Here is an 18109-nt window from a genome sequence, read left to right on the forward strand (position 1 = left end):
GATCTATCCGACAACTGGCAAAAAACGGATTGGCATCAAACTCGAATATGTCGAAAAACCCATTCATCGAAAGGACGGCTACAGCTATGCGTGAAAAGTACCCAAACGGGAAGAAATGTCTAGATGTGTCCAGAAAATAGCAAACAGCTTCTAACTCTAAAATTGGGAGTAGGATGGGCGGGGGCTTGGGGAGATGAGGGAGATGGGGGATGTTCCCTAATCTCAACCGTTAACTTTCATGAAAGTCCACCTACTTAGCGCTATATCAGAGCCGTATTAGTATGCCAATGTCAGGAATCCATTCAGGAGGATGTCAAAATAGAACTACTGCACACTGAACTCAGTTGGGTACAGTGTTTTTCGTCCCGTCCCCCTGTCGTCACCTATTGGAAAGAGCGAGTGTGAACGTTTCGACCCCGAAGATAGAACTTGACCCCAAAAATCTGTTTCCGTTTCCTCTGGATCAATTTCAGCTCCAAGCGATCGCGGCGCTGAATGCGAATCACTCGGTTGTTGTCTGTGCGCCCACAGGTTCTGGGAAAACGTTGATTGGGGAGTATGCTATTTACCGCGCTTTGTCAAGAGGAGGGCGAGTTTTTTATACTACTCCCTTGAAAGCCCTCTCCAACCAGAAGCTGCGAGATTTTCGGGCTACGTTTGGTGCAGAAAATGTGGGTCTGGTTACGGGCGATGTTTCCATTAATCGGGACGCGCCAATATTGGTGATGACCACGGAAATCTTCCGCAATATGCTTTACGGCACACGCATTGGGGAAATTGGTACGTCCCTAGAAGGGGTGGAAGCGGTGGTCTTGGATGAGTGCCATTATATGAATGACCGACAACGGGGTACGGTTTGGGAGGAGTCGATTATTTATTGTCCTCCAGAAGTTCAGCTTGTTGCCCTATCCGCTACGGTGGCAAATTCCGATCAACTAACGGACTGGTTGAACTTAGTTCATGGTGCAACCGAGCGAATTTATTCCGACTTTCGACCGGTTCCCTTACAATTCAGCTTTGCCAACCCAAAGGGCATTTTTCCTCTGCTGGACTCTAGCCAAACGAAGTTAAATCCTCGTCTAAAACCGAAACGCAACAAAGGGAGAGGACGGGGGGGACGCCCAGAAAGCCCCAGTAATGCCTTTGTGCTGGCGCAACTCCAGCAACGGGATATGTTACCCGCGATTTATTTTATTTTCTCTCGTCGCGGTTGCGATCGCTCGGTGGAGGAGTTGGGAGAGTTGTCCCTAGTTAATGCCAAAGAAGCGGCTGAATTGAAAAAACGCATTGACGAATTTTTACGTCGGAATCCAGAAGCGGGTAGGGCGGGGCAAGTCGCCCCCCTGTATCGCGGCATTGCTGCCCATCATGCGGGGATTTTACCGGCTTGGAAGGGGTTTGTAGAAGAACTGTTTCAATTAGGGCTGGTTAAGGTGGTGTTTGCCACTGAAACTCTAGCGGCGGGAATTAATATGCCCGCTCGCACCACCGTGATTTCTACCCTCTCAAAACGAACCGATCGCGGACACCGACTGCTGACAGCATCGGAATTTCTGCAAATGGCAGGTCGAGCCGGACGCCGGGGGATGGATGTCACGGGTTATGTGGTCACATTACAGACGCCGTTTGAAGGAGCAAAGGAAGCGGCGTACCTCGCCACCAGTCAGGCTGACCCCTTAGTCAGCCAGTTTACGCCCAACTACGGTATGGTGCTGAATTTACTCCAAACCCATACCCTTCCGGAAGCCAAGGAGTTGGTGGAACGCAGTTTTGCCCAATACCTGGCGACACTGTACCTCCAACCCCAGCAACAAGCAATTACGGAGTTAACCACAGAACTGGCAAAATTAGATATTCAACTAGCACCCGTTGACCTAAACGCCCTGGGGCGATACGAAAAACTCAAGGAACGGCTCAAAGAAGAACGGCGATTACTCAAAACCCTACAACGGCAAGCCCAAACCGCACAAGTGGCGGAAATTGCCCAAATTATCCCCGAAGCGCCCTTGGGTACGCTACTTTCACTCAAGGGCAAGTATATTCCAGTTCCGGAACCGATTCCGGCGATATTAGTCGCGAAGGAAAAAGGGCGGGGACAATCCCCCTACTTAGTCTGCTTAAGTGCCGATAATCGCTGGTATATCGCCACAACCGCAGATTTGGTTGGGGTGTATGGGTGGTTAGAGATGATTGATTTAACGGTACTCAACCCACCCGCTGAACTCACACTCAAACCCGGTCAAACTAGACGGGGTACACCAGACACGGAAGCGATCGCGGCTCAAATTCCCACTGATATAGAACCCATGGTAGCACCTGAAGTTGAAGCACAACAGCATCGGATGGATGCGGTAAAAGCCCAACTCGAAGATCATCTGGTGCGACAATGGGGGAATCCGTCTCAACTGATTAAGCGTCATAAACGCCGTTTAGCCCTACAAGAGGAAATCAATGAGCGTCAAACCCTGTACCGGGAAAACCAAGCGCTGCACTGGCAAGAATTTCTCAACCTGATCGAAATTTTAAGGGCATTTGGTTGTCTGGAAGATGTCAAGCCGACATCATTGGGAAAAGCAGCCGCAGCGATTCGCGGGGATAACGAACTGTGGCTGGGATTAGCGTTGATGTCTAGTGTGTTTGATCACTTAGATCCGCACCACTTAGCCGCCTGCGCCTGCGCTTTGGTTACGGAAACCCCGCGTCCCGATAGCTGGACAAATTATCCCCCCTCAGAACCTGTACTGGAAGCATTAGATAGTTTAAGACAAACTCGCCATCAGTTGTTTCGAGTCCAACGTCGCTATCAGGTGGCTCTGCCGATTTGGTTAGAACGGGATTTAATTGGGTTAGTTGAGCAATGGGCATTGGGTGTGGAATGGACAGAGCTTTGTGAAGATACCAGTTTAGATGAAGGGGATATTGTGCGATTGTTACGCCGCACGGTCGATTTTCTATCTCAAATTCCTCATGTACCATTCCTCTCGGATGGCTTAAAACGGAATGCTATTCGAGCCATTCAGTTATTGGATCGCTTCCCGGTTAATGAATTGGTTTAGTAGGGGTTTGGTTACCAAACCCCTTCAAGGTTCTTCAAGGTTCCCAAACCCCTTCAAGGTTTCCAAATCCCTTCCAAGATAGCTTATGAAGAAATGGGTGATTGGCATTGCGATCGCGACAACAATCAATATCCTGCTAGGATTACCCAGGGCGTTAGCTCAAACGGTCAACTTAGGGGTGGTAAAAAGTCCGGATAATCAAGCGGATTGGTCAGATATTACCGATCGCTTGCAGTCAACGGGTGTGGATTACTGTGTGGTTGACTTAAGCCGGGTTAATCAAATTGCTGATCTCGGAGATCCCCAACTCCTCTTTTTACCGAATATTGAACGCCTAGAACCCGAACATCTGGCGACTCTACAAGAGTGGATGCGTCAAGGCGGACGGGTCATTGTCAGTGGTTCTGTGGGTATTTTATCTCAACCTGAGGTGCGGAATCGTTTGCGATCGCTCTTGGGTGCCTATTGGGGATTTGGTTTGAGTCAGCCGTCTCGATTGGAACGATTATCGATTTCTTCCCCAAGTTGGATACCCAATACGGGATTCGGAGAAACGCGGCAAGGGGGTGTGGTGATTCCCGCCAGCTTGGATGCTGAAACGGTGGCTGTGTGGAATCAACCGGAAAGTCCCCCGGCTGTGGTGACGACGGATCAATCGATTTTTTTGGGCTGGCGCTGGGGAGTGGATGGGGAAGACGCCGCCCAGATGGATGTGGTTTGGCTGCGAGCGGCGCTGAGTCATTATAATGTTACGCCGACGCCGGGAAGGATGCCGAATTCATCCCCACCCAATTGTGCGGCGACTCCGGTATCCCCAATCAGCCGGGATCAACAACGCCAAGCTAACCTCAGCCCACCTCATCCAACTCCTGTTCCCAGCGAAGGCGATCGCTTGGTGCTTCCTGCTCAAACTCCAGCTAATACTTGGGGGACTCTTACGCCTAATCAGGTGACGGCGATGAGTCGGGAGTTGGAAAACTTAATGGGTCGGGTGGAAAGTACATTATTAAGGGCTGATGCTCATAACAGTGAGGTTGGCTTGCTCACTCAGGAGAGCGTTGAGTCCTTCGCGGGGATGAGTGCCAAGGAATCGGAACATGGAAATCAACGGCATTCCCATCCAGATCGAACCACGGTTTCGGCGTTGGCGCAAGCGAGAATTGGCTTAGAAAATTTTCTGGGTGCGGTTGAGCAACAGGACTATACGGCGGCGCGACGACAGTGGATTAATGCCCGACGGCTACTCTGGGATAATTATCCGATGGAGCGTCAACTTGCCCAACCAGAAATTCGGGCAATTTGGTTAGATCGGGGGACAATTGTCAAGGCAAAGCGTAAACAGGACTTAGTTAAACTCTTCGATAACCTGGCAAAGGCAGGATTTAATACCGTTTTCTTTGAAACTGTTAATGCCAGTTATCCAATTTACCCGAGTCAGGTGGCTCCCGAACAAAACCCTCTGGTGCGCGGCTGGGACCCTCTAGACGCCGCCGTGGAGTTGGCGCATGAACGGGGGATGGAGTTACATGCTTGGGTGTGGATTTTTGCGGCGGCGAATCAGCGTCACAATGCGCTGTTAAATCAGCCGTTGGATTATCCGGGTCCGGTTTTAGCGGCGCATCCCGATTGGGCGATTTTTGATCAGCAAGGACGCTTGTTTGCGCCGAATACCAGAAAGGCATTTTTTGATCCCGCGAACCCAGAGGTACGGGAGTATTTAATGGCGCTGCTGGAGGAAATTGCCACCCGCTATGATGTGGATGGGATTCAACTGGATTATATTCGCTATCCGTTTCAAGATCCGCGAGTGAATCAGACGTATGGGTATGGGGTGGCGGCGCGTCAGCAATTTAAGGAACGAACCGGGGTTGATCCGATTGAGGTGTATCCTCGCGATCGCAGATTATGGCAGCAATGGACAGAGTTTCGTATCCGCCAAGTGGACAGCTTTGTCGCCTCGGTATCAGCGCGTCTGTTGTCGCAACGTCCGGATTTGATTCTATCCGCTGCCGTATTTCCCCTTCCCCCGGCGGAACGTCAGCAACGGTTGCAGCAAAACTGGGAAGAATGGGCGCTTCACGGATATATTGATCTGGTTGTACCGATGACTTATGCGTTGGATACCGAAGGGTTGCACAGTCTCACCCAACCGTTACTCACGGAATCGACACTCAACCGAGTCTTGCTGATTCCAGGGATTCGTTTGTTAAATTTACCCGATGTTGTGGCAGTTGACCAAATCCAACTGCTGCGGGATTTACCCGCTAACGGGTATGCTGTGTTTGCGGTTGAGAATCTTAACGAGAATTTACATCGTATTTTCCAACAGACTCAAGGTCAACCGGAATCTACCTCAACCGATCCAATTCCTTACCGTAAGCCATTCCAAGTTGCCATGGATCGATTTGTGGCGCTGCAACAGGAATGGAACTTTTTGGTCACGAATGAGCAACTCGCCATTCATCAAGACGCCTTTACTGAATGGGTGGCTCAAACAGAAAAGCTAAATCAGGCGCTCAATCAACTGGCTATGGCACCCTCACCGCCGCTGATGCGAACCGCCCAAGCCGCCCTCGCCACGTTCCGATCTCAATTCCCCCAATGGATGCAGCAGCAAGGGATTCGCCACCCTTATCAAGTTCAGGTGTGGGATAATCGGCTGGCAACAATTGAACGGCTATTGAACTATGGTGAACGAACCACTTTACCGGAACATTCGTCAGATGCGATTAAACGTTAATAACTGAAACTAATTGCCGACATTTGGCTTAAGAGCATGGTAGTTTGTGTAAGGTAAACTATTTTGGGCAGTTAAGGCGTTCCCCATGGGTCTAGCAAGAATTAGCATTCAGAATAGTTGTCTACCCTATCAGTCTCAACTGGGGACACAGATTGATTGTTCCCCGACATCAGATCTGGGTAAGATTCCCGATCAAGTCGTTTGCCCAAAGGACATATTATTGAGATAACGGTAAGGGGTTAGGGGATACTCCCAACAATAGGTTGATGGTTCACGCAGTACTTGCTCGTTTACAGTCGAGTTTTTACCTTGATGAAGTGGTATTTACAGCTTAATGTTTTTGTGGGTTTGCTTTCAGTTCTGACGGGAATTGGTATGGCAACCATTGCTTTTGGTGAAACACCGTCGAAGTTGACTGACCCAACCTCAAAGGGGGTGATGGATGGTCAAATCCTGAGTCGAGAAACGTCCGAGATGGGCAGGGTGAAGGGTAAATCGGTCAAGTCGTCTCCCGCTTCACGCCTGAAACCGACTCCGTCTGCGGCGACTAAGCCTCAGTCGTTGAAGGTTAAACCAACAACGTCTACATCAACATCCCGAAAGCCCACGAATCTCAAACCCCAAGCGGTCAAACCGCAACCGCCCAAACCTACCCATTTGCCGATCGCCACGCTTCGTGATTCTGGCATACATAGGTCTCCCCGTTTAGAACGCTCAAGTATTGTTTTACATATAGATAGGCTGCAAGCGATTCTCTTTGATCCGATTGTTGTACCTGGGAATCTATTCAATCCTACCCCCCATGATCCCACCGTCTTTCCAAGGGTCAACGTTTCTGGGTTCCGTCACCAGGGGGCTAATCTTCAGGGTGGGATGGCAGATGTTGCCTACCCTAATCATCCCGAAAGCCCTGTGATTACGAGTAACTTAGAGAATCACTCTTCACGTCATTCTGAATCAACCACAGATCACCGCCCTGTTCGGGGAACTCAAATTCATCCCACTCGCTTAACAGCGGAAAATCGACAGGCGGCGAGTTTAGCACCGTCTCAGATTCACCCTGCCCGTCTCCAACCGGAAAATCGGCAAGCCGGGAGTCTGCGGGTTTCCCCAATTCAGTCTGTAATTGGGCAGGTTGAACGATTGCCCGCAACTCCACCAGAAACGATTAACCCTCGGCAACGCCCACAACACTCATCCATTAAAGTAGAGGAACCTAACTCCACTTCCAGGATTAACGTCGTTGAGCAACCTTTATCCTCCCCGAACCGGAATCAGTCGCCAATCGTTGCCAGTAGCCATGACATTCGTTTGATTGCGGCGAACACCAAACAGAATGATGACACCTCGCCGGAAGAGAGGCAGATTCAAGTCCAAGAGATTAATGTCACCGGGAGTACGATTTTTGGCGAGGCTGAATTTAACCCGATTATTGAACCCATTGAAGGCAATACTGTCACTCTGGAAGAACTCAGAAGTGTAGCGGATACGATTTCTCAACTGTATCTGGAACAAGGCTACATTACCTCCAGGGCAGTTCTGGTCGAAGAAACCCTGGATACCGATGTGGTGGAAATTCGGGTGATTGAAGGGAGTCTGGAAGAGATCCAGGTGGAAGGAACCAGACGGCTGAATCCCAGTTACGTGCGATCGCGTGTGCGATTGGGGGCGGATACACCCCTGAATACAGGAGCCTTAGAAGACCAATTGCGCTTGTTACGAGTTAATCCGTTATTTGAAAATGTGGAAGCCTCTTTGAGGGCGGGAACTGGACTAGGGCAAAGTATTCTCGTGGTGCGGATATCAGAAGCCGATCCCTTTGAAGGAAGTGTCGGTATTGATAACTATTCCCCTCCCAGTGTGGGGGCTGAACGTTTCACGACGAATGCCCGTTATCTCAATCTAACCGGGATTGGGGATGAAATTTCGGCACAATACAACCGGACAACGGCTGGTGGTGCCCATACGTGGGATTTTAATTATCGTGCGCCAATCAATGCGATGAATGGTACGGTGCAACTGCGAACATCGTTTAATGAGAATGAAGTAATTCAAGAAGATTTGCAGGAACTCGATATCCAAGGAGAATCCGAGCTCTATGAAATTAACTATCGCCAGCCCTTAATTCGCACACCGCGTCGAGAATTGGCTTTATCCTTAGGGTTTACCCATCAAGACGGTCAAACGTTTACCTTTGCTGGACCAACACCGTTTGGGTTTGGACCCGATGAAGATGGAGTTAGTCGCACCAGTGTGTTTAAGTTTGGGCAAGAATATACCCTACGTCAAACCTCTGGGGCGTGGGCATTCCGTTCCCTATTTAGTTTTGGTACAGGTTTATTTGATGCGACAGAAAACTCGGATGTTGATCAGGATTTTCCCGATGGTCAGTTTGTCAGTTGGTTAGCTCAAATCCAGCGAGTACAAATTATCAATCCGGATAACTTTTTAATTATTCAAGCGGATCTCCAGTTAGCCTTTGATAGTTTATTACCTGCCCAACAATTTGTCATTGGTGGCGGTCAATCGGTACGAGGATATCGGCAAAATGTCCGGGCGGGAGACAATGGATTTCGCATTTCTGTAGAAGATCGGATTACCTTAGAACGGGATGAATCGGGCATTGCGACTTTTGTTTTAGCGCCGTTTTTCGATGTCGGTTATGTTTGGAATCGAGGGACAAATCCGAATGAATTACTAGATCAGACCTTTATTGCGGGGTTGGGTTTAGGTGTATTGTGGGAACCCTTACCCAATTTAAACCTGCGGCTGGATTATGGCTTGCCCTTGGTTGATTTAGATGATCGCGGAGAAAATGCTCAGGATGATGGATTTTATTTTAGTGTGAATTACAATTTCTAGGGTAAGTTCATTATGTCTAAATCTCCTATCATTGAACCCGGAAAGTCCTACACTTTCCGTAATTATTTCGAGATGAACTATGAGCCAGATGATATCTTAGCTGAATTTGGCTTTTCTCTCCAACGCATCAGTCTTGACTTACCCCTGTCTAATACGAACTTCGACCAATTAACTGAACTTAAGAATAGCATTCAGCGCCGCTTACCCTATGTTAGCCTTACCAGTGAAGCCGCTCGTCGAGAAATCCTGATTGCGCCCGTTGTTTTAGCGCTCATCGACTACACCCAAGCTCAACTCAGAATTGAGTATTCGATTAACGTCTCCGATCAACTCAAAGGCTCTCTCGACTACTACCTCCATACTCAGTATCATCTTCTAGTCATTGAAGCAAAAAATGCTGACCTCGCCAGAGGTTTTACTCAACTGGCTGTTGAACTCATCGCCCTTGACCAATGGACAACTTCAAACGAACCATTGCTTTATGGTGCTGTCTCAACCGGAGATGTCTGGCAATTTGGGGTACTGAATCGTGAGCAAAAAAAAGTTCAACAAGACCTCAACCTTTATCGGTTACCTGCTGATCTCAATGACATATTTAGTCATCTCGTTGCTATCTTGAATGCCCCATTCCCTACTTGAGGGTGTAATACTTAATGATTACGAACATTCTCACCATGAGATTACTCAAGATTCGTCAGCTTCATCAACAACAAACTAATCTTCCTCTTGCCAAGAGTAAAACAATAGTGATGTTAATTCATTGAGGTAATTGTCCTGATGATAAAAAAATATATTTATCTGTGTTTTGTAATAGTTTTTGGTTTGTTTTCATGCTCGTTTGATAATTCAGGAAAAGAATTAATTGGTTCAGAAGAAGTAGAAATACCTAAAAATATAAAAAAAGAAAAAAATCTTTAGCGATTCCTAGTTTTAAATCTTTTGCTGATTTTTGTTTTAATCAAGCCTGCATTCCGCAGATATTTCAACAAAATTCATAGTGATAAAATCAAATAAATGAAAGTACCAAATGTTTACCCAGTAATTGTTTGGGGCGTTTTTAAGGTAAAATCATGGAGTCAAAGACTAAGAGGAAAAAAGCATGAGAGAGAGTCAGAATACGCTAAAAATCGAAAATTTAGACCATTAGGGATTGGGCTGCCTCAATCGCTGTGGTATAGTAGTTAACTACGGCGGCTTCAAAAATTGGCTTCGTTTCCAACTTGGCTTGCTTTTGGTCTGTCGGATCGGTTTCAAACACCTCAAACACACTTACTGCCTGAGTTTTCCCCCGAACTGGTCCTTGATCGATCAAGCGCAGGGCATACTGCGTCGGTTCTTTCAGGCAAGCTAAGGTGTTATCGGAAATCAGCAGCGGCGTTTGATAAACCTTGGTCAACTGCTCTAGGCGTGCGCTGAGATTAACCGCATCACCAATCACAGTGGTGTCGATGCGAGAGGAACCACCCACCGTTCCCAACATTAATGTTCCGGTATTGATGCCAATACCAATTTCAATGGGCTGGCGATCGCGATGTTCTTGGCTTAGGTTATAGTCAGCCAGGGTTTTCAACATCCCTATCCCAGCCTTCACCGCGTCATCGGCATTTCCAGGAAACAAAGCCATGATCGCATCGCCAATATACTTATCAATAAAACCACCATTGTCAATAATTGCTGGCTTCCTTAACGGTTAGATTCAGATCGATGGCATCCCAGGGTTTAGCAATATAGCGGTAAAGATTCGCTGAATTCACCGCCTTCCCAACCGCATCAGCCTCAGCCTGTCCTGTCAGCATAATCTTCAAAACCTGTGGAAACTGAAGATGAATCTGACAGAGAAGTTCGTCTCCTTTAATACCGGGCATGACTTGATCGGAAATCACCACAGCAATTTCTATCCCCTCAACCTGCAATTCTTCGAGAATTTCCAGAGCCTCTTCACCACTTTCAGCGGCTTCAATCTGGTAATCTGAACCCAGGTTCCGGAGTAAGTCTTCAGCAAGGCTTTCCAATACCATCGGTTCATCATCAACTAGAAGAATGGCTAGTTCGTTCATTCCGATTCCAAAGTTGTTGTGATGAGTTGGAGCAACTCTTCTTCCCGCCACGGTTTATAAATGCAGTGGGACAGATTTGCTTCTTCCTTGGCTCGCTCGATCGCCGCTTGATCGGCTTGTCCGGTTAGCATCATCGTGGTAATATCAGGATATTTATCATGGACAGAAATTAAAAATTCATCCCCCCGCATACCGGGCATCAACCAATCAGAGATAATCAAAACGATCTTAACCCCCTCTTGATGGAGTTCTTCCAGGATTTCCAGCGCTTCCTCAGAACTTTCGGCCGCTTCATACAAAAATTCTGCGCCAAAATGACGGCTAATTTGCTCCTGGAGGGTTTCCAGGATAACGCTTTCATCATCAACACATAGAATTAGGGCTTCAGTCATATTTTTATCAGTTAGGAAATTGAAAGGCTGGTGCAGTCTGTTTAAGTCGGTTATATCATGTTCGGTCAAACACCCCGAATAGAAATGCCTGAAACGATTGCTATTACAGCATTGCAATGATGGGCAATCGTCAGGACATTATACTATCCGGTATAAATAACCCGGTTATGTCTAGATTGTAGAGACGCGCCATGGCACGTCTCTACAGTGTTTTGGCAATTTGCCCAAAAAGGGGTGGCGTTCCTCGGATTGGGTATAACAAATGACCAATGACGATCTCCACCTACCTACTTACTGTATGGGCAATGCAACCGTAAAAGTCGTTTTGCCCAGTACAGAAGCAAAGGTTATGCTTCCCTGATGTTTTTCGAGAATCTTCTGGACAATATCCAAACCTAAACCGCTCCCTTCCCCAGCCCCTTTAGTCGTGAAGAACGGTTGAAAGATTTTATCTTGGATGTCTGGGGGGATGCCACAACCCGAATCGGTAACCTCAACCAGGATGTTTTGCCCTTGCTGGCGCACGCCGATTTCCAGTATACCTTTACCCTCCATGGCTTGAATCCCATTGTGAATTAAATTTGTCCACACTTGCACCAACTCATCTGGATAGCCAGGAATCTCTGGCACCGATTGATAGTGGCGACGCACTTCAACTCCTTTTTTGAGATAGTTGTGGTAGAGTTCCAGGACAGTTTCAATGTTGTTAACAATCTGAAATGATTGTTTTTCCTCACGGTGATCGGAACGGGCATAGCTCTTGAGGGCAAAGACAATTTTCGACGCTCGTTCAACGGCGTTGTTAATCGTTTGGCTGTTGGCGTTGAGGCGGGCAATATCGTAGGCAATTTGCACAATTTGGTTGACTTGGGGGGTTTGCAGCAATGACAGTTGAGATGCAAAGCTATCATGGAGTCCCCCTTCTGTCAGTAGGTGGGCGAGTTGTTTGGCATTGGCAATATCATGGCCCTGAAGCTGTTGGGTGACGGTGCGCTTAATTTGGCGTTTTTCACGGGTACTAAGGCGGGGTTGACTACCCAGAGCTTGTTCGATGAAGCGGAAAAAGTCTGCTTGCTGTTGGGGGTTGAGGTGGGGCAATAGTTGAGGGAGTTGAGATAAGGAGGCTTCTAAGGCTTTATCCGTATTCCCAATCGCCGCCCGAATTGCCCCCAAGGGGGTGTTAATTTCATGGGCAATCCCAGCCACCAGTTGTCCCAAAGCTGCCATTTTTTCCGATTGAATTAACTCATTTTGTGTGGTTTTGAGTTCTTGTAGGGTTTGGCTAAGTTCTTCATTTTTGTGCTGCAATTGCTCGGTTCGTTCAGTTACCTTTTGCTCCAAGGTTCGGTTGTAGTCTTCAAGTTGCTGGTAAAGTCGGGCGTTTTCAATGGAGATGGCGGCTTGGGCGGAAAGGGTTTGCAGCAGTTCCACACGATCTTCTGTAAAGGCTCCAGTAGTGAGGTTGTTTTCAAGATATAAAATGCCACTCAATTTGCCTTGGTTGAGTAGTGGAGAACAAAGAACTGATTTAGGCTGGACAGCTTTAATATAAGGATCTTGAGTAAATTTACCTTCACTAACAGCATCGTTGAGGACAACACTTTGGCGAACACGAGTCACATAATTAACAATGGCTGTAGAAAGTAGCGGCAGGTGAGTTTCAGAGTTCAGGGTGTCTATTGCCTGAGATTGCAAAACTTTTACAGTTTCAGAATCTACTGTCCCTTCTGCTTCAATTACCAGTGTTTCAGTTTCCCCAGAAACAGAAAGGAGAAGAAAACCCTTCTGTGCTCCCGCATTCTCGATCGCAATCCGCATCAAATTCTCCAGCAAATTATCTAATACAATCTCGCTGGCAATGGCTTGTGAAGCCTTCAGAATACTGTTCAAATCCAAAACCTCTGATGCAGTTTCATCAGAACTAGTGGTCGTTGAAACCCTCATGTAAGTTGGCATAGAATCAGTTTTAGCTTTGGCTAAAAACTGCGGATATTGCTGTTCGAGATCTCTAACTTTAGCAACAGCCCCCCAACGCTGGTAGGCATAGTGAGCATCCTGTAGGTAATATCGAGCAAGGTGTTTTTGATTTCTGGAGAGGTAGAACCGCCCTGCCAGTTCGTAGGCCAGGGCTTCTTCGTTAACGTACTCATTTTCTTGAGCTAGGCTAATTGCTTGATCGTAAAGTTCTCTGGCTTCGCGATCGTTGCCAAAAATGCGAACACGCTCTGCTTCAACCAGATAAAACTTGTGGAGATAATTCATGGGGGCATGATCTGCCCAATTCTTCATTACTGCTTGATTTTTGGCAACTTTTTCAATGATATGCTCTTGTTCCAGTTTCCTAGCTTCAGGAAATATAGCCAATTGGGCTAAGGAATCATAAAAATTGTGAACAACTACTGTATACATCCCAATCATAAGATGCCGTGAATGCTTTTCCACCTCAGCAATACATTCAATTGCTTTTCGGTAATTTCTAAATAAATAATAAATATGAGCCTTATTAAAGAAGAAATAATGGAGAGCTGGTCTGTCATTGAGCGCATAGTAATGCGCTAACATTGATGTTTCGTCATAGCTCTGGCTAGCCAAATAGCAAGGGTCATCTGTCTTTCCCAGTAAACTTAAAGATAACTGCCTGACTAGCTCAACCCAACGAGCCGCAAGCTCGTACTTTAAATTGCTAATAATCTGATGATATTCGACAATCTTTTGCTCGATTTCTGCTAGATTCTCCCCAACCCAGAAGGCGTGCAGTGCATAAATACCAAAGGACGTCAACCCCCAAAATAAGTCTCCTGTTTCCAACCCAGAATGATAGGTGTCGATGAATGAGTTCAATGATTGTCTGAGGTGATTCTTCCAATGCCGAATAAATGTATTAAACATATACAATGTAAAGGCTTCATATTGTTTATCTTGGAAGCGCTCAAAGCTTTTTAAGCCCAACTCACCAAATCGGTATCCGGCATCTATCTCATGAACACGCGCACAGAGAATGCCACCATACTGTATATAAATAATACTAGAAAAAGCGGCACTCCCAGACTGTAACAACTTGTCAAACACTTCAAGAATCAAATACTGAAAATCCATCTCTCCGGGAAAAGTACCAATGGATGCAACCATAGCTACCCTTTGGAGAAGTGACAGGGTAGCCAACTGTGCCTCATCTTTTATTTCCGGCAGTTCGACTAAATCTTCAATCTTGCTGTCAGCCCACAATGATTTAACGTCTTCCAAACGACGAAACAAAACTGCCAACGTTATTTCATCGGGTAAAGAAATTCCCGATAGTTGCAGGATTTGCAATGCAATCTCAGCTGTCTCTGGCAGTTTTTGTTGAGTTGTGTAGGCACTGAGCTTAATTTCATAGGCTTTCAACTGGCTTGCCTTGGCATGGGCATTTTGAAAAATAATCTCAGTCCAGTCATCGAGTTCTTGCTCATGACTGGTAAGCCCAGCTAAGTCTGCTGCTTCTAAGTAAAGATTGAGGCTCAGGTCATACTCACGCTGCCAGCAATCCGTCGCACCCGCTGGGTTTAAAAGTTTAATGCCGATTTTCAGGTAATTGAATGCGACTTGGTAAGCAGCTGATGCCCTGGCTTTTTGACCCGCTTGCAAATTGAGTTCAGCCAACTTATCACGCTCAGTCTGATGGGTAAGGCAACCTTGTCCCTGGTTAAGTTGGTTGACAATATCGAAGATTTTCTGCTCTCGCTCCTGAGAAGGTGTATTGGCTAGCAATAGTTGCCCAATGTGGTGATGCACAGCTTGCCGTTCAATATCTGCAATCAAGCCATAAGCTGCCTGTTGAATTCGGTCATGAGCAAACTTGTATTCAACCGTTACTTCATTAGCAAGTCCCTCAACCTCTAGATCTAGATTTAATAGTTTGTAAGCATCTCCTAAGGGTAGGATCAACCCCTCGTTCATAGCAGCCCATAAACTGGCAGCCGTGGCATGAGGTGACTTCTCACAGATTGTTGCTAAGCTTCGTAACTCAAACTGGTTACCAATACAAGCAGCAAGCTTCAATGTTCTCTGAGTATCCTCTCCTAATCTAGACAACCGATTTGCCATGAGTTCGACAACATTGTCAGTAATATCTCGTTCCTGAATTTGCTCTATATTCCAATGCCAGCTGTTCTGGTAAGGATCGAAGGTTAATAATTTTTCTGTGTAGAGAGATGTTAAAAATTCGTTGATAAAAAAGGGATTCCCATGGGTTTTCGTAAGGAGAAGTTGTGCTAACGGTTTGGCTTGTTCTGGTGAGCCGTTGAGGGTATCAGCCGTCAACTGGCTTATATTGGTTAAATCCAGGGGCGTGAGGAGAATCTGCTCGACCTTTGCTGCTCCCTTCTTAATCTCCTCTAAGGTCACAATCAATGGGTGAGTCCCACTAACCTCGTTATCCCGATAGGCACCGATGAGCAACAGATGATGGCTACCTTTTGTGGTCATGAGTAATTCAATCAACTTTAGAGAAGCACTATCTGCCCACTGCAAATCATCCAGGAATATGACCAGAGGATGCTCGGGTTGAGTAAATACCTGGATGAAACGTTGAAAGAACAGGTTAAAGCGATTTTGAGCTTCAGCAGGCCCCAACGCTGGTACAGAAGGTTGCGGACCAATAATCAACTCCACTTCAGGAATAACATCAACGATGACCTGACCGTTGGGAGCAAGTGCTGCTATCAGTTTTTCTCGCCAAATGTCTATCTGAGCTTGGCTTTCAGTCAAGAGTTGACAGATTAGAGAGCGAAAGGCTGATACCAGTGAAGCATAGGGAATATTTCTTTGAAACTGATCGAATTTACCTGTAATAAAATACCCGCGTCGCTGGGTAATGGGCTTGTAAACTTCTCGAACCAGGGCAGACTTGCCGATTCCAGAATAACCGCTAACCAGCATCAACTCACTGGTCCCCTGGCTCACTCGCTCAAAGGAAGCGAGCAGGGTGTCAATTTCTCGTTGTCGTCCATAGAGCTTTTGGCAGGTCCGGAATTGGTTGGAAATATCCTGCTGACTGAGAAGAAAATGAGCAATCTGGTTGGACGCTTGCCACTGCTGTAGACATTCTTGCAAATCGGCTTTGAGTCCATGAGCCGATTGATAGCGGTCTTCCGCATTTTTTGCCATTAGCTTCAGCACAATATCTGAAATTGGAGTGGAAAGCTCTGGCCTGAGTTCGTGGGGGGGAACCGGTTGTTTGGCGATGTGACAGTGGAGCAGCTCTAGTACATCTTGACTCCAGAATGGTAACTGACCTGTCAGCAGTTCGTAAAAGGTTATGCCTAAGGAATAAAAGTCAGTTCGATAATCGATGGCTCGATTCATCCGCCCGGTTTGTTCTGGCGAGATATAAGCCAGTGTCCCTTCCAACCCATCGGGATTACGAAACGTGGTGTTTTCTCGGGCAAGTTGGATAGAGATGCCGAAATCAATTAGCTTGATCTCGCCTGTAGAGCGATTCCAAACGATATTGGATGGATTAATATCCTTGTGTATAATATTATTTTCGTGAACTTGACCGAGAATCTCTACGATGTTGATCGCAAGTGTCAGAAACTGCTCCAAAGCCAACTGCCCATTCAGGTTTAGCTTGGCTAGAGATTCACCACCAAAATCCTCTACGACCATTACCCACCGATTTTGGTCAATGCTTAGATCGTAAACATTGACTATTCCAGATATATTAAGGCTTTTGGTGATTTCATACTCTCGCTGTAATTTAGCAATTCTGGTGGGAGATTGATAGGCTTGCTTAAGCATTTTAAGCATTACGCCATGGTTTTCCAGCTTGCAGTAGGCGCGGTAGATTAGGGAGTTGGCACTTTCATAAACAGTTTCTCTCACCTGATAATCTAAGATATCCACGATCCCTCCAACTTATTGCTAATGCTCTATTCCAGCCGATAAAAACAGGCAGGATTATCCCATAGTAGCTTCCGTACAGTCTTCTCCGGCACTCGATCTGCCAAGGCGATCGCGGCCTCAACACTATCTGGCTTATAGTCCGTATGAGGATAGTCGGAACCAAAGATTAGATTGTCGTCTGAACCAAGAAACTCAATCACCTGTTCCAACCCGGGTTCTCCTGGCTCGACCCCGATAAAACATTGTCGGCGAAAATACTCTGAAGGCTTCATCTTGACATTCTCTTCAACTTCCCAAGCGAGTTTTGCATATTCTTCATCAAGTCGCCATAGCCAGGAAGGAAGCCAGCCACAACCCGCTTCTAAAAATCCAATCCGAAGGTTAGGATGTCGCTCCAAGACTCCCCCCTCAATTAAGGCAAGCATCGCCATCATCTGCTCCATGGGATGAGAGCAGGCATGTAACGCAAACCGTGTCTCAAACCGATCAGCTCCTGCTGTGGGCAAGCGACTATGGGTTCCTTCATGAATGCCAACAGACAGTTCCAGGCGTTCGCACTCGCTCCAAAATGGTTCGTAGGCTGGATCACTCAGCAACCTTCCCTTCACGGGATTGGGGCGCAGGAAAACAGCTCTCCAGCCAAATTCAACAATGCGGTGCAGTTCCGAGACCATCTCTTGGGGATTGTGTAGGTTAATGGCTCCTACCCCTTTCAAAATCTGCGGATTGTAGTTGCAATAATCTCGCAGCCAATTGTTATATGCCCGCACAAAAGCTCCAGCCAGTTGCCAGGGCATGGTATCGATGGAAAATAGCCACAGACCATAGGTTGGATAGAGAAATGCAATATCTATTCCCAGTTGTTGGACCTTCCTAACTTGCGTCTCAGCATTGAAGCTGCCGAGCACGGCTCTAAGATGATTTTGCTGATAAAATGAGGTCGCCTCCGCTCGAAACTGTGACGAGAATTTATAATTAATGTCCTCATTGCAGACTTTATATCCCTTTGAAGGGGCATAATCTTTGAAAGCCGGTTCCAGGTATTCTCTCCACATGTCAATGGGTTCCATGACATGACAATCAGCATCAACGATTCGATATTCTTTTAGCATAAGAGTC

Annotated in this window: 8 protein-coding genes and 1 pseudogene; 4 read left to right on the top strand and 5 right to left on the bottom strand. The window is 46.7% G+C overall.

Annotated elements, in window-relative coordinates; translation table 11 throughout:
- Nucleotides 1–401: 401 nt before the first annotated feature.
- The 4 genes from RIG27_RS18380 (at nucleotide 402) to RIG27_RS18395 (ending at nucleotide 9297) form a co-directional block, all read left to right on the top strand.
- Complete coding sequence (locus RIG27_RS18380; RefSeq protein ID WP_446347514.1) at nucleotides 402–3056, top strand: DEAD/DEAH box helicase; 2655 nt, start codon at nucleotides 402–404, stop codon at nucleotides 3054–3056.
- A gap of 85 nt (nucleotides 3057–3141) precedes the next feature.
- A complete protein-coding gene (locus RIG27_RS18385) occupies nucleotides 3142–5796 on the top strand; it encodes a family 10 glycosylhydrolase (protein ID WP_446347516.1) in 2655 nt (884 codons plus the stop codon).
- Between the two features lie 312 nt (nucleotides 5797–6108).
- Nucleotides 6109–8658, top strand: coding sequence for a ShlB/FhaC/HecB family hemolysin secretion/activation protein (locus tag RIG27_RS18390; protein WP_446347553.1), 2550 nt, complete (start codon nucleotides 6109–6111; stop codon nucleotides 8656–8658).
- Between the two features lie 12 nt (nucleotides 8659–8670).
- Nucleotides 8671–9297 carry a hypothetical protein gene (locus tag RIG27_RS18395; protein ID WP_446341277.1) on the top strand — a complete coding sequence of 209 codons (627 nt, stop codon included), beginning with the start codon at nucleotides 8671–8673 and terminating at the stop codon, nucleotides 9295–9297.
- A 496-nt stretch (nucleotides 9298–9793) separates the two neighbouring features.
- On the opposite strand, the gene RIG27_RS18400 is transcribed toward RIG27_RS18395, so the two are convergent.
- From RIG27_RS18400 to RIG27_RS18420, 5 genes and pseudogenes are all read right to left on the bottom strand, one after another.
- Complete coding sequence (locus RIG27_RS18400; protein ID WP_446347555.1) at nucleotides 9794–10330, bottom strand: adenylate/guanylate cyclase domain-containing protein; 537 nt, start codon at nucleotides 10328–10330, stop codon at nucleotides 9794–9796.
- 4 nt (nucleotides 10331–10334) lie between these two features.
- Nucleotides 10335–10715, bottom strand: a pseudogene (locus tag RIG27_RS18405) (response regulator); the annotation flags it as partial.
- Entirely contained in the window at nucleotides 10712–11107 is a 396-nt protein-coding gene (locus RIG27_RS18410; protein ID WP_446347518.1) for a response regulator, read from the bottom strand. The gene RIG27_RS18410 and the pseudogene RIG27_RS18405, both read right to left, overlap by 4 nt.
- A gap of 291 nt (nucleotides 11108–11398) precedes the next feature.
- Nucleotides 11399–16990 (bottom strand): AAA family ATPase, encoded by a 5592-nt coding sequence (locus RIG27_RS18415; protein WP_446347520.1) that lies wholly within the window; start codon nucleotides 16988–16990, stop codon nucleotides 11399–11401.
- Nucleotides 16991–17016: 26 nt separating this feature from the next.
- Entirely contained in the window at nucleotides 17017–18102 is a 1086-nt protein-coding gene (locus tag RIG27_RS18420; protein ID WP_446347522.1) for an amidohydrolase family protein, read from the bottom strand.
- Nucleotides 18103–18109 lie beyond the last annotated feature (7 nt).

This window comes from Coleofasciculus sp. F4-SAH-05, from assembly GCF_040222985.1.
Lineage (GTDB): Bacteria > Cyanobacteriota > Cyanobacteriia > Cyanobacteriales > Coleofasciculaceae > Coleofasciculus > Coleofasciculus chthonoplastes.

Coding starts and splice junctions, on each gene's coding strand:
- RIG27_RS18390 (WP_446347553.1), top strand. CDS start 6,109: ATGAAGTGGTATTTACAGCTTAATGTTTTTGTGGGTTTGCTTTCAGTT.
- RIG27_RS18395 (WP_446341277.1), top strand. CDS start 8,671: ATGTCTAAATCTCCTATCATTGAACCCGGAAAGTCCTACACTTTCCGT.
- RIG27_RS18410 (WP_446347518.1), bottom strand. CDS start 11,107: ATGACTGAAGCCCTAATTCTATGTGTTGATGATGAAAGCGTTATCCTG.
- RIG27_RS18385 (WP_446347516.1), top strand. CDS start 3,142: ATGAAGAAATGGGTGATTGGCATTGCGATCGCGACAACAATCAATATC.
- RIG27_RS18420 (WP_446347522.1), bottom strand. CDS start 18,102: ATGCTAAAAGAATATCGAATCGTTGATGCTGATTGTCATGTCATGGAA.